Genomic DNA, 24,096 nt, shown 5'->3' with positions numbered 1-24,096 from the left:
CCAGGAGGCTCCCCGGAACGGCGCGTTGCATCGGGCACCTCCCTGGAACAACCGAGACACGAGGAGCACACGTGCCCACCATCACCGTCGGCGCCGAGAACGGCCACGACATCGACCTGCACTACGACGACCTCGGCACCGGCGACCCCGTCGTGCTCATCCACGGCTGGCCGCTGTCCGGCCGCTCGTGGGAGGGCCAGGTCCCCGCGCTCGTCGAGGCCGGCCATCGCGTCATCACGTACGACCGTCGCGGCTTCGGCCAGTCCTCGCAGCCGTGGGGCGGCTACGACTACGACACCTTCGCGGCCGACCTCGACACGCTCATCACCGAGCTGGGCCTGTCGGACGTCACCCTGATCGGCTTCTCGATGGGTGGCGGCGAGCTCGCGCGTTACGTGTCGACCTACGGGACGGCGAAGATCAAGAGGCTCGTCTTCGCGAGCGCCGTGCCGCCGTACCTGTGGAAGTCGGACGACAACCCGGACGGTGCGGTCGACCAGGACCTCGCCGACTGGTTCGCGAACGGCATCACGGGCGACCGCCCGGCGTTCCTGCACCAGTTCGTCGACATGTTCTACACGCCGGGGGACTCCGGCGAGCCCCTCGTGTCCGCCGACCAGCGTGCGTACGACCTGGCGATCGCCGAGCTCGCCTCGCCGAAGGGCACGCTCGACTGCACCACGGCGTTCGCGACCACGGACTTCCGTGACGACCTGACGAAGGTCGACGTCCCGACGCTCGTCATCCACGGCGACGCCGACGGCATCGTGCCCTTCGAGGCATCGGGCAAGCGCACCGCCGAGGCGATCCCGGACGCGCAGACGCACCTCATCGCGGGTGGCCCGCACGGGGTGCTCGCGTCGCACCGCGACGAGTGGAACGAGGCGGTGCTCCGCTTCCTCGCGCAGTAGTCCGGCGCGGCACGCCCGCGGGTGCGCGCCGCCCGGGGGTGCGCGCCGCCCGGGGGGTGCGCGCCGCTCCACGCACGGTGGGCGGTCCACCGCAGCAGGACACCGCTGCGAGGGACCGCCCGCCGTGCGTCGCGGGCACCACCGGTCGGAGTGCCGGGCGGGGCCGTCAGGCGCCCGTGACCGCCCGCCGGATCCGCTCGATCGGCACCTTGGGCGTCCGGTCCGCGCGCAGCAGCCCGTTCGTCTCCTGCAGGGTGTCCGTCAGCTGCGTCCAGCACGAGCCGGCCAGGAAGCTGCTCGCCCGCACGCCGTCGTACAGCGCGGTGATCCGGGCGACCCAGTCGTCGCCGTCGACCGCCGAGGTGTAGCCCCAGCCGTCCTCCCGCGGTGCGTCCGGCTGGAAGTCGACGCCGCCGAACTCCGTCAGCATCACGGGCTGGCCGCGGTCGACCGCCCCGCCGACCAGGATCCGTCGGTCCGCCGGTCCCCGACCGCCGAGCAGCGCCGTCCGCGCGGCGTCGTCGGCGTAGGTGGCGGCGAGCCGGGTGCCGTCGCCCTCGTAGTCGTGCACCGTCAGCAGGTCCGAGTCGACGTGCTCCCACCCGTCGTTCGACACCACCGGGCGCGTGGGGTCGAGGGCGCGGGTGACGTCGGCGAGGGCCCGGGCGTACGCCTGCTGCGCCGGGTCGGTCGCGATGTGCTGCACGCCCCAGCTCTCGTTCGCGGGCACCCAGGTGACGATCGACGGGTGCGAGGCGTCCCGCTCGACCGCGTCCATCCACTCGCGCACGAGCCGCTGCACCGCGAGCGGGGAGAACGCGTACGCCCCGGGTGCCTCGCCCCAGACGAGCAGCCCGAGCCGGTCCGCCCAGAACAGGAACCGCGGGTCCTCGATCTTCTGGTGGTTGCGGGCGGCGGTGAACCCGAGCTCCTTGATGAGCTCGACCTCGCGACGCAGCGCCGCCCGCGAGGGGGCTGCCAGGTGCGACTCGGGCCAGTAGCCCTGGTTGAGCACGCTCCGCACGTCGTAGGACCGGCCGTTGAGCAGGAAGGCGCCGCCGTCGATCCCGACCGTGCGGACACCGAAGTACGACGAGACCGCGTCGAGGGGGTCCGCACCGTCGCGGGGGAGCAGCGCGACCGTGGCGTCGACGAGCCGAGGGGTCTCCGGGCTCCACGTCAGCTCGTCCTCGGCCTGCCCGTTCGTCATCCGGGCGAGCGGCACGACGACGTCGACCTCGTGCGCGGTGTCGGGCACCAGGGTCTCGACGACCGCGAGGACCTCGCCCTGCCATCGCGCCTCGACCCGCACCCGCTCGCCGCCCCGGCGCTCGCCGGAGAGCCGCACGGTCAGCCGGACGGTCGCGTGGTCGACGTTCGTCCACCGCAGCGCGCCGATCGCGCACGCCGGCACCGCCTCGAGCCACACGGTCTGCCAGATGCCCGTGGTGCGCCGGTACCAGATGACGTGCGGGTCCTCGTGCCAGTCCTGCTTGCCGCGCGGCTGCGTGGCGTCGTGCGGGTCGTCCTCGGCGCGGACCACGAGCAGGTGCTCGGCGTCCGGGTCGCCGGCCAGGTGCTCGGTGACGTCGAACACGAACGGGGTGTGCCCGCCCTCGTGCTCGCCGACGAACTGCCCGTCGACCCAGACCCGGGCCCGGTGGTCGACGGCGCCGAAGTGCAGCAGGAGGCGGTCGGCACCCTCCGCCCGGAAGCCGGCGGCGTCGAGGTCCGCGCGGGTGAGCGGTCGGGCGTACCAGACGACGGGGTGGAAGCCCGGCTCGTCGATCCCCGACGCGACGGACTCGGGCGGGAACGGCACGGTGATGTCGCGTGCGTCCGGGAAGCCCTGCCGCCACGCGGGGTCGTCCCCGGTGTTGCGGAACGACCACGTGCCGTCGAGGTCGGCCCAGTGCCGGCGGAGCATCTGCGGGCGGGGGTACGTGCCGTCCTGCTCGGACGCGACCGGCAGTCCGGTGGCGCCGTGCGGGGCACCGGACGACGGGCCGCTGACGGACGGGACGCCGGAGGACGGGGCGGCGGGGGACGGTGCGGCGGGGGACGGTGCGGGGGCGGCGACGGTGCCGTCGAGCGAGCTCATGCCTCCATCGTCGCCGTCGTGTACATCGTTGTAAAGAGCCGAGGCGTCCGGGTGACGACCGGCCGGGACGCACCACAGCCCCCGCGCGTAGGTTCGACCGCATGAGCGCCGATGCACCCGTCCAGGTCACCGACCGCACGCTCGAGGGCTGGATCGCCCGGCAGCGCTGGTACGCCGCGAAGGGCGGGACCCCGGCACTCCGCACCGTGGCCGAGACCGACGGCACGCGGCTCGTCCTCGACGACGCCCCGACCGGACCCGTCCTGTACCAGGTACCCGTCAGCGGCACGGTCGACGACGAGCCCGTCGACGGCACCACCGACACCGCGTGGGTGCAGGCCCTGGCGGCCCGGATCGACGCCGACCCCGACAGCCTCCGCCCGATCGGCGAGGTCACGGCCTCCCGCGTCCTGTCCGGCGAGCAGTCGAACACCTCGGTCATCTGCGACACCGCCGACGGCGGGCAGGTCATCGTCAAGGTCTTCCGCGTCCTGCACCACGGCGACAACCCCGACGTGACGACGCAGCTCGCGCTCTCCGCCGCCGGCAGCGACCGCGTCCCGGCGGTGTACGGCGCGCTCCGGGCGACCTGGCCGGACCCCGGTCGGGCCGACGGTACCGCCGAGGGGCACCTCGCCTTCGCGCAGGAGTTCCTGCCCGGTCTCGACGACGCCTGGCGGGTCGCGCTCCGTGACGCCCGCGACGGCACCGCGTGGGAGGAACCCGCCACACGGCTCGGCGAGGCCCTGGCCGAGGTGCACCGCACGCTCGCCGGTGCGCTGCCCACCGAGCCCGCCGACGAGGACCGGCGCGCCACCGCCCTCGCGACCATGCACGCACGGCTCGACTCCGCGGTCCGCGAGGCCCCGACCATCGAGCCGCACGTCGCGGCGATCCGGGCGGTCTACGAGCGGGCCGGCGCCGCACACTGGCCGGACCTGCAGCGCATCCACGGCGACCTGCACCTCGGGCAGGTGCTCGCCGCCCCCGAGCCGCGCGGGTGGGTGTTCCTCGACTTCGAGGGCGAACCGCTCCGCCCGCTCGCCGAGCGCACGCTGCCCGACGTCACGCTGCGCGACGTCGCGGGCATGCTGCGCTCGTTCGACTACGTCGCCGGGGCGCTCGCCCACGACCAGCCGTTCGTCGACGCCGGCGTGTGGTCGCGCCAGGCGCGTGCGGCGTTCCTCGACGGCTACCAGCGGGGGACCGGCGCGGACCTGCGCACCCACCGCGAGCTGCTCGACGCGTTCGAGCTCGACAAGGCCGTGTACGAGGTGGTCTACGAGACGCGGAACCGCCCGGACTGGGCCGGGATCCCGCTCGCGGCGGTGGCGCGGCTCGCGGCGCGCAGCGCCGACTGAGGTCGACGCGCCGGTCGCTGCAACCACGGCGGTCGGCTGGGAAGCCCGCGTCCGGTCCGATCAGCGCTCCGCGGTCCGCACCGCGTGGCGGACGGGAGGTCCGGATCCGGTCCGTCCCGCGTCCTGCGGTCCGCACCACGGACGGACGGGAGGCGCGGTGCCAGCCGGCACCGCGCCTCCCGTCCGTCGTCCGTGGCGGACGCGTCAGTTCACGGGGCCGGTGAACTTCTCGCCGGGACCCTTGCCGGGTGCGTCCGGGATGCTCGACGCCTCGCGGAAGGCGAGCTGGACCGAGCGCAGGCCGTCGCGGAGTGGGCGGGCGTGCTGGTCGCCGATCTCCGTCGCCGCCCCGGTCACGAGCCCGGCGAGGGCGGTGATGAGCTTGCGTGCCTCGTCCAGGTCGGTCTGCGACTCGGGGTCGTCCGCGAGCCCGACCTTGACGGCTGCGGCGCTGAGCAGGTGCACCGCCACGGTGTTGATGAGCTCGACCGCGGGGACCTCCGCGATGTCGCGCGCCTCGGCGGCTCCGGCGTCCTCGTTGGGTGGGGTGTCGGTCACGGTGCTCCTCTGCTAGACTCGCCGACGGCAGACACTGTCCGCGTGCCTCGGAACTCGTTCCGGGGCAGTCGAACGGTGTCGTAGAAGAGGAGTCTCTCCCACCCGCGGCCGTGCACCACAGGCTACCGGGTCCCAACCGCTCCGTCGGGCGTGCAGCACCACCGTGCCGCACCGCGACAGGCCGGACCTCCCGGGTCCGACGTCGGGCGGCTGCCGAACGGGTCCCGATCCGAGCGTCAGATCTCCTCTCTCGTGCCGTCGTCCAGGGCAACAGCCCCGGACGACCACCACCTGATTGAAGGAGCTCCGCATCACCGATCCCCGCACCAACGACCGAATCCGCGTTCCCGAGGTCCGACTCGTCGGCCCCCAGGGTGAGCAGGTCGGCGTTGTCCCGATCGCCATGGCCCTGCGTCTCGCGCAGGAAGCCGAACTGGATCTGGTCGAGGTCGCCCCGAACTCGAAGCCGCCCGTGGCCAAGATCATGGACTACGGCAAGTTCAAGTACGAGGCTGCGCAGAAGGCCAAGGAAGCCCGTCGCAACCAGGTGAACACCGACCTGAAAGAGGTCAGGTTCCGCCTGAAGATCGACGTGCACGACTACGAGACCAAGCGCAAGCGTGCCGAGGGCTTCCTCCTCGGCGGCGACAAGGTGAAGGCGATGATCCTCTTCCGTGGTCGCGAGCAGTCGCGTCCGGAGCAGGGTGTCCGCCTCCTCCAGAAGTTCGCCGAGGAGATCGCCGAGTTCGGCGTCGTCGAGTCGCGTCCGACCCAGGACGGCCGCAACATGACGATGATCATCGCCCCCCTCAAGAACAAGTCCGACGTCAAGGGCGAGCAGAACGCCAAGCGTGCTGCGCAGAAGGCCGAACGTCGCGCCACGGAGCACGCCGCGAAGGGCAAGGAGTCCGACGAGTCGGACACCGAGACCGCGCCGGCAGCCGCTCCCGCCGAATAGGTCCTCCCGGACCGATCCCGCGCAGTCCTCCCGACCGCAACGGCGCGGCCCCCATCCCACCCCACGGAAAGGCACCACCATGCCCAAGCAGAAGACCCACTCCGGGTCGAAGAAGCGCTTCAAGGTCACCGGCAGCGGCAAGATCATGAAGCAGCAGGCCGGTATGCGTCACAACCTCGAGGTCAAGTCTGCCAAGCGCAAGGCACGCCTCAACGAGGACCAGGTCCTGTCGAAGGCCGACGCCAAGAACGTCAAGAAGCTCCTCGGCCACTGAGCCCCCGGATTCGTAAAGGAACACTGCAATGGCACGAGTAAAGAGAGCGGTCAACGCCGCCAAGAAGCGCCGCGTCATCCTCGAGCGCGCCGAGGGCTACCGCGGCCAGCGTTCGCGTCTGTACCGCAAGGCCAAGGAGCAGGTCACCCACTCCCTCGTCTACGCGTACCGCGACCGTCACGCCAAGAAGGGCGAGTTCCGTCGCCTCTGGATCCAGCGCATCAACGCTGCGTCCCGTGCGAACGGCCTGACCTACAACCGCCTCATCCAGGGCCTCGGCCTGGCCGGCGTCGAGGTCGACCGTCGCATCCTCGCGGACCTCGCGGTGAACAACCCCGAGACCTTCGCGGCGCTCGTCGAGACCGCCAAGAACGCCCTGCCGGCCGACACCTCGGCCCCCAAGGCTGCGTAGTCCGACCGACTGCTGCCGACGCCCCCGTCCCCTCCGTGGGACGGGGGCGTCGTCGTGTCCGTGCCGGGGTGTCCCCGTCCCGGAGGGGGCCTGGGCGTCGCGGTGTCCGCGTCGGGGTTCCTAGACTCTCGGTGTGAGCGATCTCCTCGAGAACCCCAAGGCCGGCCGCGTCAAGGCCGTGGCAGCACTGGCGAAGAAGGACGTCCGGGCCGACACCGGGCTGTTCCTGCTCGAGGGCCCGCAGGCCGTCCGCGAGGCGATCGCGTCCCGCCCGGAGCTGCTCCGCGAGCTGTACGTGACGCCGACGGCGGCGGCACGGTACGCCCTCGACGACGCGCCGGTGGACACCTGGTTCGTGACCGAGCAGGTCCTCGACGCGATGGCCGACACGGTCACGCCGCAGGGGGTCGTCGCGGTCTGCCAGCAGTTCCCGACGTCGGTGAAGGACGTCTTCCCGGACCGCGCGGGCGCCGCGGCCGACGACGCCGGTGCCGACCAGGAGGCCCGTGGCGCGTCCGCCGCGTCGGGCGCCCTGCCCGGTCTGGTCGCCATCCTCGAGGAGGTGCGGGACCCGGGGAACGCGGGCACCATCATCCGCGCCGCCGACTCCGCCGGCGCCGACGCGGTCGTGCTCACCGGCCGCAGCGTCGACCCGTACAACCCGAAGGTCGTGCGCTCGACGACGGGCTCGCTGTTCCACGTGCCGGTGTCGGTCGGCGTGACGCTCGCCGACGCGGTCTCCCGTGCGAAGGGCCTCGGCTACACCGTGCTCGCTGCCGACGTCTCGGGGGACGACCTGCCCGACGTGCGCGCCGACGGCATGCTCGACGGCCCGACCGCGTGGGTCTTCGGCAACGAGGCCCGCGGGCTCACCGACGAGGACCTGGCGCTCGTGGACCGCGCGGTGAAGGTGCCGATCTACGGCCGGGCCGAGTCGATGAACCTCGCCACGGCCGCCTCGGTCTGCCTGTACGAGAGCGCGTTCGCGCAGCGGGCGGCTTCCTCCTCCACAGGGGACTGACCGCCGGGGTTCCTCCACCGACCGCTCGGTACAGGACGGCGGTATCCCGGCGGCCGGTAGGATCGGGCCTCGTGTCAGAACCTCTCGAGATCAGCGAAGCGGCCGTCGCCGCCGCCGTGGACGACGCCCTCGCGGCCGTCCGCGCCGCGACGTCCGTGGCCGAGCTGAAGCAGGCCCGGGCCGAGCACACGGGCGAGCAGTCCGTGCTCGCGCGCATGAACGCCGCGATGCGCAGCGTGCCGAAGGAGCAGAAGGCCGCGGCCGGCAAGCTCGTCGGCCAGGCGCGTGGCCAGGTGAACCAGGCGGTCGCCGCGCAGGAGTCCGTCCTGGCGCAGGCCGAGGAACACGCCCGGCTCGAGGCCGAGCGCGTCGACGTCACGGCGCTGCCGAGCCGTCGGGCGCACGGCTCGCGCCACCCGCTCTCGCTGCTCAACGAGACCGTGGCCGACATCTTCGTCGGCATGGGGTGGGAGGTCGCCGAGGGCCCCGAACTCGAGCACGAGTGGTTCAACTTCGACGCGCTGAACTTCGACCAGGACCACCCGGCCCGCGCGATGGCCGACACGGTCTTCGTCGAGCCGGTCGACCGGCACCTGGTGATGCGCACGCACACCTCGCCGGTGCAGATCCGGTCGCTCCTGTCCCGCGAACTCCCGCTGTACGTCATCGCCCCGGGGCGTGTGTACCGCGCCGACGAGCTCGACGCGACGCACCTGCCGGTCTTCACCCAGGTCGAGGGCATCGCGATCGACAAGGGCCTGACCATGGCGCACCTGCGCGGCACGCTCGAGCACTTCGCCCGCCAGGTCTTCGGGGCCGAGGCGCAGATCCGTCTCCGCCCGAACTACTTCCCGTTCACCGAGCCGAGCGCCGAGATGGACGTCTGGCAGCCGAACGCCAAGGGCGGGGCACGCTGGGTCGAGTGGGGTGGCTGCGGCATGGTGAACCCCAACGTGCTGCGCGCCGCCGGGATCGACCCGGACGAGTACCAGGGCTTCGCGTTCGGCATGGGCATCGAGCGGACGCTGCAGTTCCGCAACGGCCTCAACGACATGCGTGACTTCCTCGAGGGCGACATCCGCTTCTCCCAGCAGTTCGGAACGGTGGTCTGATGCGCATCCCGATCAGTTGGCTCGGCGAGAACGTCGACCTGCCCGACGACGTCTCCCTCGAGCACGTCCACGCGGCCCTCGTGTCCGTGGGCTTCGAGGAAGAAGCCGTCCACACGAACGACCTCACGGGGCCGATCGTGGTCGGCCGGGTGCTCGAGCGCGAGCCGGAGCCGCAGAAGAACGGCAAGACGATCAACTGGTGCCAGGTGGACGTCGGCGACGGCGAACGGCGCGGCATCGTCTGCGGCGCGCACAACTTCGACGTGGGCGACCTCGTCGTGGTGACGCTGCCCGGCGCCGTGCTGCCCGGGCCCTTCCCGATCGCGGCCCGCAAGACCTACGGGCACGTGTCCGACGGCATGATCGCCTCGGCCCGCGAGCTCGGGCTCGGCGACGAGCACGACGGCATCCTGCGCTTCGCCGATCTCGGCATGGAGCCCGAGGTGGGCACCGACGCGATCGCGCTGCTCGGCCTCGACGACGCCGCGGTCGAGATCAACGTCACGCCGGACCGCGGCTACGCGATGAGCATCCGCGGCGTCGCCCGCGAGTACGCCCACGCCACCGGTGCGTCCTTCCACGACCCCGCCGAGCGTGCGACGCGCCGTTCCGGCGACGGCTTCCGGGTGACGGTCGACGACCAGGCCCCGATCCGGGGTCGTGTCGGCGCGCACACCTTCGTGACCCGCGTCGTGCGCGGCATCGACCCGAACGCGAAGACACCGGCGTGGATGGTGTCGCGCCTGGCACTCGCCGGCGTACGGTCCATCTCGCTGCCGGTCGACGTGACGAACTACGTGATGTTCGAGCTCGGCCAGCCGCTGCACGGCTACGACCTCGCGAAGGTGCAGGGCGGCCTCGGCGTCCGCCGCGCCACCGCGGGGGAGCAGCTCGTCACCCTCGACGACGTCACGCGCACGCTCGACGCCGAGGACCTCGTCATCACCGACGACCAGGGTCCGGTCGGCCTCGCCGGCGTCATGGGTGGCGCCCGCACCGAGATCTCCGGCACGACGACCGACGTCCTGATCGAGGCCGCGGGCTTCGACCAGGTGTCGATCGCCCGCACCGCCCGGCGGCACAAGCTGCCGAGCGAGGCGTCGAAGCGCTTCGAGCGCGGCGTCGACCCGCTCGTGGCCGAGGCCGCGGCGAACCGTGCCGTCGACCTGCTCGTCGAGCTGGCCGGCGGGACGCCCGACACCCTCGGGTCGACGCTCGTCGACACCACGCCCCGCGCTGCCGTCGTGATGCGCACCGGGCGTCCGGGCGAGCTGATCGGCGTCCCGTACACCGAGGCCGAGGTCGTCGAGACCCTGCGCGCCCTCGGTGCCACGGTCGCGGTCGACGGCGACCAGCTGACGGTCACGCCGCCGACCTGGCGTCCCGACCTCGTCGACGACGTCTCCCTGGTCGAGGAGGTCGCCCGCATCGTCGGGTACGACCGCATCCCGAGCGTGCTGCCCGTGGCCCCGCCCGGCCGTGGTCTGACCGCGCACCAGCGTGCCCGTCGTCGGGTCGCCGCTGCCCTCGCGTCCGCCGGCCTCGTCGAGGTCGTCACGGCGCCGTTCGTGTCGCGGGCGACGCAGGACGCGTACCCGGGCATCGACGGCGACGGCGGCCCGAGCGTGCGGCTCGCGAACGCCCTCGACAGCGAGCAGGACCTGCTCCGTCGGAGCGCCGTCCCCGCGCTCGTCGACGCCGCGCGTCGAAACGTCTCGCGCGGACTCGTGGACGTCGCCCTGTACGAGACCTCCCGCGTCTTCCTGCCCACCCCGGGCCAACAGCTCGGCACGGACGCCGTCCCGGCCGGGGCCGCCCGGCCCGACGCCGACACGCTCGCGGCGCTCGACGCCTCCCTGCCGCCGCAGCCGTTCCACGTCGCGGCCCTGCTCACGGGCAACCGCGTCGTGAAGCAGCCCGGGGTCACGGCCGAGCCGTACGGCATCGCGGACGCGCTCGACGTCGCCCGCACGGTCGCGTGGGCGGTCGGGGTCGAGCTCATGGTCACGCAGACCGCGCACCCGTCGCTCCACCCGGGTCGTGCCGCGTCCCTGCTCGTCGGGGACACGGTCGTCGGTGTCGCCGGCGAACTCCTGCCCGCGCTGACCGAGGCCGCGGTGCTGCCGCGCGTCGTCGCGGTCGTCGAACTCGACCTCGACGCACTCGTCTCGGCGGCGCCCGAGCTCGCGTCGGTCGGGGCCATCGTGTCCTACCCGGCGGCGACGCAGGACCTGTCGCTCGTGGTCGACGTCGACGTCCCGGCCGGTGACGTCCTCGAGACGGTGCGCTCTGGCGCCGGAGAGCTGCTGGAGTATGCTCGGCTCGTGGATGACTACCGGGGCACGGGCGTGGACGAGGGACAGAAGTCCCTGACGTTCGCCCTGCGTTTCCGTGCCACGGACCGCACGCTGACCGCTGCCGAGGCCTCCGAGGCCCGTGACGGCGCCGTCCGACGTGCCGGCGAGCGATTCGGGGCGACCCTGCGCGACTGATCCACCGATCAGCACCGCCCGGGGCCGCCGCCTCCGAATCCTCGACGAGCAGTCCGATCAAAGGTGGAACCGATGTCCGTATCCGTCGCCGTGGCGGGAGCCTCCGGCTACGCGGGTGGTGAGCTCCTCCGTGTGCTCTCCGCCCACCCCGAGTTCGAGGTCAGGACGGTGACCGCGCACTCGAACGCCGGACAGCCCCTGATCGCGACGCAACCGCACCTGCGGTCGCTCGCGCACCTGACGCTCGTCGAGACGACGGCCGAGAACCTCCGCGGCCACGACGTCGTGTTCCTGGCGCTGCCGCACGGGCAGTCCGGGGCGATCACCGCCGAGCTCGACGCCGACACGCTCGTCGTCGACTGCGGCGCCGACCACCGCCTGACCGACCCGGCGGCGTGGGACGCGTTCTACGGCGGCGAGTACCACGGGGCATGGACGTACGGTCTGCCCGAACTGCTCCACGCGGCTCCGGCCCCGGGGTCTGCCGAGGCCTGGCACGACGTCGACGACATCCAGGTCACCGGGCGGCAGCGCACCGAGCTGGCCGCGACCAAGCGCATCGCCGTCCCGGGCTGCAACGTGACCGCGGTGACCCTCGGCATCCAACCGGGGGTCCAGGCAGGCCTCGTCGAGACCGACGACATCGTCGCGGTGCTCAGCGTCGGCCCGAGCGGCGCGGGCAAGAAGCTCGCCACCACCTACCTGGCCGCCGAGATCATGGGGTCGGCCAGCGCATACGCGGTCGGCGGCTCCCACCGGCACGTCCCCGAGATCCAGCAGAACCTCGTCGCCGCCGGCGCCGGGGACGTCACGATCTCGTTCACCCCCGTGCTCGTGCCGATGTCCCGCGGCATCCTCGCGACCACCACCGCGAAGCTCTCACCCGGAGTCAGCGCCCGTGACGTCCGCGTCGCGTGGGAGCTCGCCTACGCCGACGAGCCGTTCGTGCACCTCCTGCCCGAGGGCGAGTTCCCCCGGGTGGCCGACACCATCGGCGCGAACACGGCGCTCGTCGGCATCGCGGTGGACGAGGCCGCCGGCCGCGTCGTCGCGATCACCGCGCTCGACAACCTGGCCAAGGGGACCGCCGGCGCCGCCGTGCAGTCGGCCAACATCGCCCTCGGTCTCCCCGAGACGACGGGCCTGAGCGTGGACGGAGTCGCACCGTGACCGACGTGAGCGGATCGGACCAGGCCGGGGCGGGCCTCCAGACCGGCGCGGGCTCCGGAGGAGCCGCTGGTGGACAGGGTGTGACCGCCGCCGCGGGCTTCCGGGCCGCGGGTGCGACCGCCGGCCTCAAGGCGAGCGGCACCCCCGACGTCGCCCTCGTGGTGAACGACGGACCGCAGTCGGCGGTGGCCGCCGTGTTCACGAGCAACCGGGCGCAGGCACACCCGGTGATCTGGTCGCGCCAGGTCGTCGGCGACGGCGTCGCGCGCGCCGTGTTCCTCAACTCGGGCGGCGCGAACTGCTTCACCGGCCCCTTCGGCTTCCAGACCACGCACCTGACCGCCGAGGCCGTCGCCGACGCCCTCGACGTCGGTGCGGGCGACGTGGTCGTCTGCTCGACCGGGCTCATCGGGCGCGGCGACCAGACCTTCCGCGACGGCGTGCTGCGTGGCGTGGACCTGACCGCCGCAGCGCTCTCGACGGACGGCGGTCCCGACGCGGCCGCGGCGATCATGACGACGGACACGCGGGCCAAGCAGTCGGCGGTGACCGAGGACGGCTGGACCGTCGGCGGGATGGCGAAGGGCGCCGGCATGCTCGCGCCCGGGCTCGCCACCATGCTCGTCGTCATCACCACGGACGCGGTGCAGAGCGCCGACGAGCTCGACCAGGCGCTCCGCGCGGCGACCCGCGTGACCTTCGACCGCGTCGACTCGGACGGCTGCATGTCGACGAACGACACCGTCGTCCTGATGTCCTCCGGCGCCTCGGGCGTGACGCCCGAGGTCGGCGACTTCCAGGAAGCCCTGACCGCCGTCTGCGCCGACCTGGCGCGGCAGCTGCAGCAGGACGCCGAGGGTGCGAGCCACGACATCACGATCGAGGTCACGGGCGCCGTGTCCGAGGACGACGCCGTGACGGTCGGGCGCAGCGTCGCCCGGAACAACCTCTTCAAGGCCGCCGTGTTCGGCAACGACCCGAACTGGGGCCGCGTGCTCGCCGCGATCGGCACGACCGACGCCGCGTTCGACCCGTACGCGGTCGACGTCTCGATGAACGGCGTCCGGGTCTGCCACGCCGGCGCGCCGGACCGGCCCGTCGACGAGGTCGACCTGACGCCGCGGGACTGCCACGTGCTCATCGAGCTCGGCGTCGGCCCGCACGCCGCGACGATCCTGACGAACGACCTGACGCACGACTACGTCCACGAGAACAGCGCGTACTCCAGCTGATGACCACCGGACAGACAAAGGAAGAAGCCCACGAGCTCGCCGCCGTCAAGGCCGCGACGCTCATCGAGTCCCTGCCGTGGCTGAAGCGGTTCTCGGGCAAGACCGTCGTCGTGAAGTTCGGCGGCAACGCCATGGTGAACGACGACCTCAAGCGCGCGTTCGCCGAGGACATGGTCTACCTGCGGTACGCCGGGCTGCACCCGGTCGTCGTGCACGGCGGCGGTCCGCAGATCTCCGCGGCGCTCAAGGAACAGGGCATCGAGTCCGAGTTCCGCGGCGGGTACCGCGTCACGACGACCGAGGCGATCACGGTCGTCCGCGACGTGCTCGCCGGCGAGGTCAACCGCGAGATCGTCGACCTCGTCAACGAACACGGCGACGGCCTGGCCGTCGGGGTCTTCGGTGACGGCGGCTCGCTCTTCACCGGCGAGAAGAAGGGCGTCGTCGTCGACGGCGAGCACTTCGACCTCGGCCACGTCGGGGACATCACGCACGTCGACCCGTCGGGTGTGCTCGCCGCGATCGAGGCCGGGCGCATCCCCGTCGTCTCGAGCATCGCGATCGACGACGCCCACCCCGACCAGGCGCTGAACGTCAACGCCGACGCCGCGGCCGGTGCGCTCGCGATCGCCCTCGGCGCCGCGAAGCTCATGATGCTGACCGACGTGCCGGGGCTGTACCGCAACTGGCCGGACCGCGACTCGATCATCGACCTCATCGCGGTCGACGAACTCCGGGAACTCCTGCCGAGCCTCGAGTCCGGCATGATCCCGAAGATGACCGCGTGCCTCGACGCCGTGGTGGGCGGGGTCGGCGGCGCGACGATCATCGACGGTCGGATCCCGCACTCGATCCTCCTCGAGGTCTTCACGCTGCGCGGTGCCGGCACCGAGGTCATCCCGGACCCGAGCCGCCGCACCGAGAACCAGAACACCCACGCCGAGGTCGGCCGACGCGTCCCCGAGTCCGCCGCGGACCCGGGGCGACACGCAGCACGCACCGACACCGGCGCCCCGGCAGCCGGCACGAGCGCGACCACCACGGACACCGCACAGGAAGGGCACGAGCAGTGAGCACCGAGACGCAGACCGAGACCTGGAACGACCGGTTCGGGGCGTCGCTCATGCGATCCCTGACCCCGCCGAAGATCATGCTCGAGCGTGGCCAGGGCTGCCGCGTCTGGGACGTCGAGGGCAACGAGTACCTCGACTTCCTCGCCGGGATCGCCGTGAACTCCCTCGGGCACGCCCACCCCGCACTCGTCGAGGCCGTCGCCGACCAGGCCGCGAAGCTCGTGCACGTCTCGAACTACTTCGCGACGCCCCCGCAGCTCGAACTCGCCGAGCGGCTGAAGCGCATCACCGGCGCGGGCGAGGCCGGCCGCGTGTACTTCGGCAACTCCGGTGCCGAGGCGAACGAGGCCGCGTTCAAGCTCGCGCGGCTCAACCGCGGGGCGGACGGCCGCAAGACCCGCATCCTCGCGCTGAAGCAGGGCTTCCACGGCCGCACGATGGGAGCGCTCGCCCTCACCGGCAAGCCCGCGCTGCAGCAGGACTTCCTGCCCATGGTCCCCGGGGTCGAGCACATCGACTCGACCGTCGAGGCGCTCGAGGCCGCGATCGACGACACCGTGGCCGCCCTCATCGTCGAACCGATCAAGGGCGAGGCCGGCGTCGTCGACCTGCCCGAGGGCTTCCTGCTCGCCGCGCGTCGGCTGACCGAGGAGCACGGCGCGCTGTTCGTCCTCGACGAGATCCAGACCGGCGTCGGACGTACGGGCAACTGGTTCACGTTCCAGGGCCACGGCTTCACGCCCGACGCGGTGACCATCGCCAAGGGCATCGCCGGCGGCTTCCCGATCGGCGCGCTCGTGACCTTCGGCTGGGCCTCGGAGCTGTTCTCGGCCGGCCAGCACGGGTCGACCTTCGGCGGCAACCCGCTCGGGACCCGCGTGGCGAACGCCGTCCTCGCCGAGATCGAGCGCGCCGACCTCGTGGCCGGCGCGGTCACGAAGGGCGAGCGGATCCGCGCTGGCATCGCGAGCCTCGGATCGCCCCTCGTCGAGGAGGTCCGCGGTACGGGCCTGCTCATCGGCGTCGGTCTCTCCGCGCCGGTCGGCCCCGCGGTGAACGCCGCGGCGCTCGAGCGGGGCCTCATCATCAACGCCGCCAACGAGTCGAGCCTGCGCATCGCGCCGCCGCTCATCGTGTCCGATGCCGAGATCGACGAGTTCGTGACGATCCTCGGCCAGAGCCTCGCGGCAGTCGCCGCCCAGGAGCAGACCGCATGACCCGCCACCTCCTCCGCGACGACGACCTCACGCAGGCCGAGCAGTCCGCGATCCTCGACCTCGCCGAGCAGATGAAGCGCGACCGCTGGGGTGAGAAGCCCCTCGCCGGCCCGCAGTCCGTCGCCGTGATCTTCGACAAGTCCTCCACCCGCACCCGGGTGTCCTTCCACGTCGGCATCTCGGACCTCGGCGGCAGTCCGCTCGTCATCACGACGGCGAACAGCCAGCTCGGCGGCAAGGAGACCCCGTCCGACACGGCCCGGGTGCTCGAGCGCATGGTCTCCGCGATCGTGTGGCGCACGTACGCCCAGTCCGGCCTCGAGGAGATGGCCGCCGACACCCGCGTGCCCGTCGTCAACGCCCTGTCCGACGACTTCCACCCGTGCCAGCTCCTGGCCGACCTGCTGACGATCCGCGAGCACCGCGGCGAGCTGGCCGGGCAGACCGTGGCGTTCGTCGGTGACGGCGCGAGCAACATGGCGCAGTCGTACCTGCTCGCCGGGGCGACCGCGGGCATGCACGTCCGCGTGGCGGCCCCGGCGGCGTTCAGCCCGTCCCCCCAGGTGGTCGCGGACGCCGAACGTCGTGCCGCCGAGACGGGCGGTTCGGTGCTCGTCGTGACCGACCCGGTCGCCGCCGTGGCCGGCGCCGACGTGGTCGTCACCGACACGTGGGTGTCGATGGGCAAGGAGGACGAGAAGCAGTCGCGCCTCGAGACCTTCGCCGGGTACCGCGTCGACGACGCGATGATGGCGCACGCCGTCGACGACGCGGTCTTCATGCACTGCCTGCCGGCCGACCGCGGGTACGAGGTCACCGCCGAGGTCATCGACGGGCCCCGCAGCATCATCTGGGACGAGGCGGAGAACCGTCTGCACGCGCAGAAGGCCCTGCTCGCCTGGCTGCTCGCAGCGAGCGCGACCGGCGCCCCGGCGAGCGCCACCGGCGCGACCGCGACCGCCCCCGCCGCCTGACCCGCACCCGACCGCACCGACACCGCACCCGAGGGAGCACCGTGGCAGACCGCATCGTCGTGGCGGCGTCCGCCGGCGTCGACCCGACCGCCGCCGTGGCGCAGTTCGCCCGGTACGAGGTCGTCGCGCTCGTGGTCGACGTCGGTGGCCGCGGGCGCGAGGTCGCGGCCGTCCGCGAGCGGGCACGGGCGGCCGGCGCGGTCGACGCCCTCGTCGTCGACGCCAAGGCCGAGTTCGCCGAGCAGTACGTCGTCCCGGCGGTCCGCGCGAACGCCAGCTGCGCGCAGCACGCGCTCGTGCCCGGGCTGCGTCGGCCGCTCGTGGCGTCGCACCTCGTGTCCACGGCACGGCGGCTCGGTGCGTCGGCGGTCGCGCACGCGACCTCGACACCGGACGACGTGGCCCTGGTCGCGACGGTCGGTGCACTCGACCCGGACCTCCGCGTCGAGTCCCTCGACGCCGCCCCGGTGGCACCCGGCGAGCAGGACCTCTGGGGTCGCGTCGTGTCCGCGCGAGACCTCGACGACCCCTGGGCGGGACCGGCCGGCGGCGACTGGGCCCGCACCCAGGACCCGGAGCCCGGCGCGGAGCCGGACGAGGTCCTCGTCACCTTCGAGCACGGCGTCCCGGTCGCGCTCGACGGGCAGCGGTTCCCCGTGGTGCGCCTGCTGCAGGAGCTCGACGCCCTCGCCGGACGGCACGGCATCGGCCGGCACGACGTCGTGGCCGACCTCGTCGACGGCCGGAAGGTCCGCCGGGTCACCGAGACCCCGGGGGCGACCGCGCTCGTGACGGCCCACGCCGACCTCGAACGCCTGACCCTCGAGCGCGACCTGCTGCGGACCAAGCAGGTCCTGGACCGCGAGTGGGCCGCGTGCGTCGGTGACGGACGGTGGGCCTCGGGTCTGCGCCGCGCGGCCGACGCGTTCGTCGAGCACACCCAGCAGCACGTCTCCGGAGACGTCCGACTCCGCCTGCACGGCGGGACCGCGGCCGTCACCGGGCGCCGGTCCGACCAGAGCCTGTACGACTACGAGCTCGCGGGTCCGACCGACGGTGGCCCGCCCACGCTGGCTGAGGCCTGGTCCCGACCGGGCCGGACCGCCGCCCGCCGCGACCGCGCGAACTGAGCGACGCCCCCCGCCAGCAACAAGCAGGACGCACGACCAACAGCAGGACGCACGACCACCCGCACGTCCCGCAGCACCACGCACGACCAACCGCACCACGCACGACCGACCGCACCACGCACGACCGACCGCACCACGCACGATCCGCCACCCACGAACGACGCAGGACGACATGAGCGACGCTGACCAGCACACCAAGACCGACGCCACCAACACCGGCGCCCTCTGGGGCGGCCGCTTCGCCGACGGCCCGAGCGCCGAGCTCGCGGCACTCTCGCGGTCCACGCACTTCGACTGGCAGCTCGCGCCGTACGACATCGCCGGGTCGCGTGCCCACGCGCGGGCCCTGCAGCGTGCGGGGTACCTCACCGTCGACGAGCTCGACCGCATGCTCGCCGGGCTCGACCGCCTGGCCGAGGCGCACGCCGACGGCACCCTCCAGCCCGACCCGTCCGACGAGGACGTGCACGGCGCCCTCGAACGGCTGCTCATCGCCGACGTCGGTCCGGCCCTCGGCGGCAAGCTCCGCGCCGGGCGCAGCCGGAACGACCAGATCGCGACCCTCGGCCGGATGCACATGCTCGACCACGCGCGCCGCATCGGCCACATGGTGATCGACCTCGTCGACGCGATCTCGCAGCAGGCCAGCGAGCACCCGACGGCGATCATGCCGGGCCGCACGCACCTGCAGCACGCGCAGCCGGTGCTCCTCGCGCACCACCTCCTCGCGCACGCCTGGCCCCTCGTCCGCGACCTCGAGCGCCTCCGCGACTGGGCGGACCGGGCGAGCGTGAGCCCGTACGGTGCCGGTGCCCTCGCGGGGAGCTCGCTCGGACTCGACCCCGCGGCGATCGCCCACGAGCTCGGCTTCGCCCGGCCGGCGGACAACTCGATCGACGCGACCGCTGCTCGCGACGTGGTCGCCGAGTTCGCCTTCGTGCTCGCGCAGGTCGGGATCGACGTGTCCCGCCTGGCCGAGGAGGTCATCCTCTGGAACACGAAGGAGTTCGGCTTCGTCCGCCTCCACGACGCGTTCTCGACCGGCTCGAGCATCATGCCGCAGAAGAAGAACCCGGACATCGCGGAGCTCGCGCGCGGCAAGTCGGGCCGGCTCATCGGCAACCTGACCGGCCTGCTCGCCACCCTGAAGGGCCTGCCGCTCGCCTACAACCGCGACCTGCAGGAGGACAAGGAGCAGGTCTTCGACTCGGTCGCCCAGCTCGAGGTCCTGCTGCCCGCGTTCACCGGCATGGTCGCGACGCTGACCTTCGACACCGACCGGATGGCGGAGCTCGCCCCCCAGGGCTTCTCGCTCGCGACGGACGTCGCCGAGTGGCTCGTCCGCGAGGGCGTCCCGTTCCGCGACGCGCACGAGGTCTCCGGCGCACTCGTCCGGTACTGCGAGGAGCGCGGCATCGAGCTCGACGCCCCCACCGACGACGAGTACCGCGCCGTGTCGGAGCACCTCACCCCGGCGGTGCGCGGCGTGCTCACGATCGAGGGCAGCGTGTCCTCGCGCGCCGGTGTCGGCGGTACCGCGCCGGACCGCGTCGCCGAGCAGCTCGCGTCGCTCACCGCCCGCGTCCGAACCCTCGCCGCCGGAGCGCCGTTCGCGCGATGACCGCGACGAAAGCGACGAGCGCGACGAGCGCGACGAGCGCGACGAGCGCGGAAGGCGCGGAAGGCCGGGAGGACGCGGCGGACACCACGGCCGGAGGGACCGCGGCGACCGCAGCACTCCGCTCCCTGCTCGAGCTCCCGGCACCGACCTCGGCGCCGGGACTGCTCGGCGCGACCATCGCCGGCAAGGGCGTGACGCTGCGCATCACCGAGGTCGAGGCGTACTGGGGCCCGACCGACCCCGGTTCGCACGGGCACCGGGGCATGACCGAGCGCAACCGCCACCTGTTCGGAGGCCCGGGCACCCTGTACGCCTACCGCTCGTACGGCATCCACACCTGCGTCAACGTGGTGAGCGCCGCCGAGGGCACCTCGTCCGGCTCGCTCCTCCGCGCCGCGGAGGTCGTCGACGGTGGACCCGTCGCCCGGGAACGGCGCGGGGACGGTGTGCCGAGCGCCGCACTCGCACGGGGCCCCGGCAACCTCGGCCAGGCACTCGGCACGGTGCTCGGCACCGACGACGGGACGTCGCTGCTCGACGGGTCCGGCCCGTACGTGCTCACCCTGGCACCCGGCCTGGAGGCGCGGCTCGCCGCCGCCCCGCCGGCTGCGGTGGTCGAGGAGCTCCTGTCCGAGGACGTGCGGCCGGGCGTGCGCCGCATCTCGCGCGGACCGCGCGTCGGCGTCGGCGGCACTGCCGGCGGCGCGTCCTTCCCGTGGCGCTGGTGGCTGACGGGCGACCCGACCGTCTCGTCGTACCGACGGCACAAGGGCGCCGTCGACTGAGGCGAGCCGACGTCCCCCTCCGGACGCCGGAGTCCCCGCCGGAGCAGGTGATCCGCCCGTGGGTGGGTGGGGCGGGCCTCCCGGCCGGCGCCGTCGGCGCGGAGGCGCCGCTACGATCGTGGTGTGTCCAGCGCTACCGATCACGATGTCCTGACACGCCAGCGGAACGACCCCACCTTCGCCTCGGTGTGGGACGAACTGCGCTGGCGCGGTCTGGTGCACGTCTCCACCGACGAGACGGCACTCCAGGAGGCCCTCGACGGCGAGCCGGTCACGTACTACTGCGGCTTCGACCCCACGGCTCCGTCCCTGCACTGCGGCAACCTGCTGCAGTTGCTCACCATGCGGCGACTCCAGCTGGCTGGCCACAAGCCGCTCGCCCTCGTCGGGGGCTCGACCGGTCTCATCGGCGATCCGCGACCCACGGCCGAGCGCACCCTGAACACGCGCGAGACCGTGACCGAGTGGGTCACCCGCCTCCAGGGGCAGGTGTCCCGGTTCCTCAGCCCCGAGGGCGACAACGCGGTCCGTCTGGTGAACAACCTCGACTGGACCGCGCCGCTGTCGGCGATCGACTTCCTGCGGGAGGTCGGCAAGTACTTCCGCGTCAACAGCATGCTCAAGAAGGACGCCGTCGCCGCGCGGATGCAGTCCGACGCCGGGATCAGCTACACCGAGTTCAGCTACCAGATCCTGCAGGGGCTGGACTTCCGCGAGCTCTACCGGCAGTACGGCTGCACCCTGCAGACCGGCGGGTCCGACCAGTGGGGCAACCTGACGAGCGGGACCGAGCTGATCCGGCGGTCCGAGGGGGCGTCGGTACACGCCTTCGGGACCCCGCTCATCACCAACTCCGACGGCACGAAGTTCGGCAAGAGCGAGGGCAACGCGATCTGGCTCGACCCGGAGATGACCTCGCCGTACGCCTTCTACCAGTTCTGGCTCAACACGTCGGACGCCGACGTCGTCGCGCGACTGCGGGAGTTCACCTTCCTGACCCGGGACGAGATCGCGCGCCTGGAGCGGGCCGTCGCGGACGAGCCGTTCCGTCGCGAAGCGCAGCGGACGCTCGCGCTCGACGTGACGACGACCGTCCACGGCGCCGATGCGGCACGGGCGGCGATCGATGCGTCGGCCGCGCTCTTCGGCAACGGCGACCTCGGCGCACTCGACGACCGCACCCTGCGGTCGGCCATCGCCGAGCTCCCGGGCTCGGTCGTGCTGGGCGGTGACGTCGACGTCGCGCGCGCCCTGGTCGAGACCGGGCTCGTGAAGTCGCTGGGGGAGGCCCGGCGGGCGATCGACCAGGGCGGGGTCTCGGTGAACAACGTCCGTGCGACCGATGCGACCGCGACCATCGGTGCGCTCGCGCTGCCGGCCGGTGTCGTGGTGCTCCGCCGTGGCAAGAAGACCCTCGCCGGTGTGACGATCGGCTGACCTGCGGTCCTGCGGTCCTGCGGCCCTGCGGCCCTGCGGCCCTGCGGCCCTGCAGTCCCGAGGTCCTGAGGTCCTGAGGTACTGCGTTCCTGCGGACGCCCGGCTCTCCGACGAGGGGTGCCGGGCGTCGTCGCGTCCGGGGGCGCTCGGGATCGCGGTCCCGGGCCGCCCACGGTGTTGCACAGTGCGACACGCCCGGGATGGGGCCGGTGTTGGCCAGGCCTCCGAACGCTGCGTATAGTTTCCTCTCGTCACCCCAAAGGTGCGGCGGAGCGGCTGGAGCGAGAGCCCAGAGCCTGCCGGCCTCAAGTGGGGGCCATCCTCCACTGGAGTTCAGATCGGGTCTTGCACTCGTTCGCTCCGACGCCTAGGATGACTACTCCACCGGCCCTCTCCTACGGGATGAGCCACAGGACCTCGGTCCGACGCGTTGCCGGTGGCAACCAAGTACACAAGCCCCTCTGGCGGAATCCGGTTCGACCGGGTCGAGCGGTGGGTGCGTCTGGTCCTTGAGAACTCAACAGCGTGCACATTGTCAATGCCAATTTATTGACCTCGTGCCTGGCTGGCCTTTTGGTTGGTCGGGTCGGAGACAATTCCTTTTGGATTGAAGATTGTCCAGTGGACAGTCAACAGTCAGTTTCAACTCGCTGACACTTCGGTGTTGGTTGTAATTTTTTTACGGAGAGTTTGATCCTGGCTCAGGACGAACGCTGGCGGCGTGCTTAACACATGCAAGTCGAACGATGATCAGGAGCTTGCTTCTGTGATTAGTGGCGAACGGGTGAGTAACACGTGAGTAACCTGCCCCTGACTCTGGGATAAGCGTTGGAAACGACGTCTAATACTGGATAGGACTACTGGCCGCATGGTCTGGTAGTGGAAAGATTTTTTGGTTGGGGATGGACTCGCGGCCTATCAGCTTGTTGGTGAGGTAATGGCTCACCAAGGCGACGACGGGTAGCCGGCCTGAGAGGGTGACCGGCCACACTGGGACTGAGACACGGCCCAGACTCCTACGGGAGGCAGCAGTGGGGAATATTGCACAATGGGCGAAAGCCTGATGCAGCAACGCCGCGTGAGGGATGACGGCCTTCGGGTTGTAAACCTCTTTTAGTAGGGAAGAAGCGAAAGTGACGGTACCTGCAGAAAAAGCACCGGCTAACTACGTGCCAGCAGCCGCGGTAATACGTAGGGTGCAAGCGTTGTCCGGAATTATTGGGCGTAAAGAGCTCGTAGGCGGTTTGTCGCGTCTGCTGTGAAATCCCGAGGCTCAACCTCGGGCTTGCAGTGGGTACGGGCAGACTAGAGTGCGGTAGGGGAGATTGGAATTCCTGGTGTAGCGGTGGAATGCGCAGATATCAGGAGGAACACCGATGGCGAAGGCAGATCTCTGGGCCGTAACTGACGCTGAGGAGCGAAAGCATGGGGAGCGAACAGGATTAGATACCCTGGTAGTCCATGCCGTAAACGTTGGGCGCTAGATGTAGGGACCTTTCCACGGTTTCTGTGTCGTAGCTAACGCATTAAGCGCCCCGCCTGGGGAGTACGGCCGCAAGGCTAAAACTCAAAGGAATTGACGGGGGCCCGCACAAGCGGCGGAGCATGCGGATTAATTCGATGCAACGCGAAGAACCTTACCAAGGCTTGACATACACCGGAAACGGCCAGAGATGGTCGCCCCCTTGTGGTCGGTGTACAGGTGGTGCATGGTTGTCGTCAGCTCGTGTCGTGAGATGTTGGGTTAAGTCCCGCAACGAGCGCAACCCTCGTTCTATGTTGCCAGCGCGTTATGGCGGGGACTCATAGGAGACTGCCGGGGTCAACTCGGAGGAAGGTGGGGATGACGTCAAATCATCATGCCCCTTATGTCTTGGGCTTCACGCATGCTACAATGGCCGGTACAAAGGGCTGCGATACCGTAAGGTGGAGCGAATCCCAAAAAGCCGGTCTCAGTTCGGATTGAGGTCTGCAACTCGACCTCATGAAGTCGGAGTCGCTAGTAATCGCAGATCAGCAACGCTGCGGTGAATACGTTCCCGGGCCTTGTACACACCGCCCGTCAAGTCATGAAAGTCGGTAACACCCGAAGCCGGTGGCCTAACCCTTGTGGAAGGAGCCGTCGAAGGTGGGATCGGTGATTAGGACTAAGTCGTAACAAGGTAGCCGTACCGGAAGGTGCGGCTGGATCACCTCCTTTCTAAGGAGCATCTGGCTCGTCTCGTGTCTGCAGATGCAGGTGTGGGGTGGGTCCAGG

At 71.6% G+C, this 24,096-nt stretch carries 19 protein-coding genes and 1 rRNA gene; 18 read left to right on the top strand and 2 right to left on the bottom strand.

Translation table 11 applies throughout. The features are described from left to right. Nucleotides 1-71 precede the first annotated feature (71 nt). On the top strand, nucleotides 72-911 hold the full coding sequence (locus QOL16_RS14765; protein ID WP_071285880.1) for an alpha/beta fold hydrolase: 840 nt from the start codon (nucleotides 72-74) through the stop codon (nucleotides 909-911). Between the two features lie 166 nt (nucleotides 912-1,077). Here the strand turns inward: QOL16_RS14765 and QOL16_RS14760 are convergent, their stop codons facing one another. Beyond that, nucleotides 1,078-3,012, bottom strand: coding sequence for a glycoside hydrolase family 2 protein (locus QOL16_RS14760; RefSeq protein ID WP_083395204.1), 1,935 nt, complete (start codon nucleotides 3,010-3,012; stop codon nucleotides 1,078-1,080). A 101-nt stretch (nucleotides 3,013-3,113) separates the two neighbouring features. On the opposite strand from QOL16_RS14760, the gene QOL16_RS14755 reads away from it, so the two are divergent. Further along, nucleotides 3,114-4,373 carry a hypothetical protein gene (locus QOL16_RS14755; RefSeq protein ID WP_071285878.1) on the top strand — a complete coding sequence of 420 codons (1,260 nt, stop codon included), beginning with the start codon at nucleotides 3,114-3,116 and terminating at the stop codon, nucleotides 4,371-4,373. Between the two features lie 204 nt (nucleotides 4,374-4,577). Here the strand turns inward: QOL16_RS14755 and QOL16_RS14750 are convergent, their stop codons facing one another. Next, the gene (locus QOL16_RS14750) at nucleotides 4,578-4,931 is read right to left on the bottom strand and encodes a DUF1844 domain-containing protein (protein WP_071285876.1); all 354 of its coding nucleotides are present in this window, start codon (nucleotides 4,929-4,931) and stop codon (nucleotides 4,578-4,580) included. Nucleotides 4,932-5,226: 295 nt separating this feature from the next. Between QOL16_RS14750 and infC the strand changes: the two genes are divergently transcribed. From infC to QOL16_RS14670, 16 genes are all read left to right on the top strand, one after another. Further along, on the top strand, nucleotides 5,227-5,889 hold the full coding sequence (infC, locus tag QOL16_RS14745) for a translation initiation factor IF-3 (protein ID WP_065961872.1): 663 nt from the start codon (nucleotides 5,227-5,229) through the stop codon (nucleotides 5,887-5,889). Nucleotides 5,890-5,968: 79 nt separating this feature from the next. Then, nucleotides 5,969-6,163: a 50S ribosomal protein L35 gene (gene rpmI, locus QOL16_RS14740; RefSeq protein WP_065961871.1), complete on the top strand. Its 195-nt coding sequence runs from the start codon at nucleotides 5,969-5,971 to the stop codon at nucleotides 6,161-6,163. A 28-nt stretch (nucleotides 6,164-6,191) separates the two neighbouring features. After that, entirely contained in the window at nucleotides 6,192-6,575 is a 384-nt protein-coding gene (gene rplT, locus QOL16_RS14735) for a 50S ribosomal protein L20 (RefSeq protein ID WP_065961870.1), read from the top strand. Nucleotides 6,576-6,708: 133 nt separating this feature from the next. Continuing rightward, nucleotides 6,709-7,596 carry an RNA methyltransferase gene (locus QOL16_RS14730; protein ID WP_071285874.1) on the top strand — a complete coding sequence of 296 codons (888 nt, stop codon included), beginning with the start codon at nucleotides 6,709-6,711 and terminating at the stop codon, nucleotides 7,594-7,596. A 71-nt stretch (nucleotides 7,597-7,667) separates the two neighbouring features. Continuing rightward, nucleotides 7,668-8,708 carry a phenylalanine--tRNA ligase subunit alpha gene (pheS, locus tag QOL16_RS14725; RefSeq protein WP_065961867.1) on the top strand — a complete coding sequence of 347 codons (1,041 nt, stop codon included), beginning with the start codon at nucleotides 7,668-7,670 and terminating at the stop codon, nucleotides 8,706-8,708. Continuing rightward, on the top strand, nucleotides 8,708-11,200 hold the full coding sequence (gene pheT, locus QOL16_RS14720) for a phenylalanine--tRNA ligase subunit beta (RefSeq protein ID WP_071285872.1): 2,493 nt from the start codon (nucleotides 8,708-8,710) through the stop codon (nucleotides 11,198-11,200). The genes pheS and pheT overlap by 1 nt, the downstream gene beginning before the upstream one ends. Before the next feature lie 72 nt (nucleotides 11,201-11,272). After that, the gene (locus QOL16_RS14715; RefSeq protein WP_071285870.1) at nucleotides 11,273-12,370 is read left to right on the top strand and encodes an N-acetyl-gamma-glutamyl-phosphate reductase; all 1,098 of its coding nucleotides are present in this window, start codon (nucleotides 11,273-11,275) and stop codon (nucleotides 12,368-12,370) included. An 80-nt stretch (nucleotides 12,371-12,450) separates the two neighbouring features. Then, nucleotides 12,451-13,602 (top strand): bifunctional glutamate N-acetyltransferase/amino-acid acetyltransferase ArgJ, encoded by a 1,152-nt coding sequence (gene argJ, locus QOL16_RS14710; protein WP_071245374.1) that lies wholly within the window; start codon nucleotides 12,451-12,453, stop codon nucleotides 13,600-13,602. After that, the gene (gene argB, locus QOL16_RS14705; protein WP_254780339.1) at nucleotides 13,602-14,675 is read left to right on the top strand and encodes an acetylglutamate kinase; all 1,074 of its coding nucleotides are present in this window, start codon (nucleotides 13,602-13,604) and stop codon (nucleotides 14,673-14,675) included. The genes argJ and argB overlap by 1 nt, the downstream gene beginning before the upstream one ends. Continuing rightward, nucleotides 14,672-15,892: an acetylornithine transaminase gene (locus tag QOL16_RS14700; RefSeq protein WP_071285868.1), complete on the top strand. Its 1,221-nt coding sequence runs from the start codon at nucleotides 14,672-14,674 to the stop codon at nucleotides 15,890-15,892. The genes argB and QOL16_RS14700 overlap by 4 nt, the downstream gene beginning before the upstream one ends. Further along, complete coding sequence (argF, locus tag QOL16_RS14695) at nucleotides 15,889-16,866, top strand: ornithine carbamoyltransferase (protein ID WP_071285866.1); 978 nt, start codon at nucleotides 15,889-15,891, stop codon at nucleotides 16,864-16,866. Before QOL16_RS14700 ends, argF begins: the two co-directional genes overlap by 4 nt. 41 nt (nucleotides 16,867-16,907) lie before the next feature. Continuing rightward, the gene (locus QOL16_RS14690) at nucleotides 16,908-17,996 is read left to right on the top strand and encodes an argininosuccinate synthase domain-containing protein (RefSeq protein WP_071285864.1); all 1,089 of its coding nucleotides are present in this window, start codon (nucleotides 16,908-16,910) and stop codon (nucleotides 17,994-17,996) included. Between the two features lie 172 nt (nucleotides 17,997-18,168). Continuing rightward, the gene (gene argH / locus QOL16_RS14685) at nucleotides 18,169-19,617 is read left to right on the top strand and encodes an argininosuccinate lyase (RefSeq protein ID WP_071285862.1); all 1,449 of its coding nucleotides are present in this window, start codon (nucleotides 18,169-18,171) and stop codon (nucleotides 19,615-19,617) included. Beyond that, a complete protein-coding gene (locus QOL16_RS14680; RefSeq protein WP_083395203.1) occupies nucleotides 19,614-20,402 on the top strand; it encodes a DNA-3-methyladenine glycosylase in 789 nt (262 codons plus the stop codon). The genes argH and QOL16_RS14680 overlap by 4 nt, the downstream gene beginning before the upstream one ends. A 123-nt stretch (nucleotides 20,403-20,525) precedes the next feature. Then, entirely contained in the window at nucleotides 20,526-21,839 is a 1,314-nt protein-coding gene (gene tyrS / locus QOL16_RS14675) for a tyrosine--tRNA ligase (protein ID WP_071285860.1), read from the top strand. A 678-nt stretch (nucleotides 21,840-22,517) separates the two neighbouring features. After that, nucleotides 22,518-24,039, top strand: a 16S ribosomal RNA gene (locus tag QOL16_RS14670). Nucleotides 24,040-24,096 lie beyond the last annotated feature (57 nt).

It is taken from the genome of Curtobacterium sp. MCBA15_004, assembly GCF_001865055.2.
Lineage (GTDB): Bacteria > Actinomycetota > Actinomycetes > Actinomycetales > Microbacteriaceae > Curtobacterium.
Note: the sequence above shows the minus strand (reverse complement) of the source record. Positions and strands in the feature narration are given on the sequence as shown.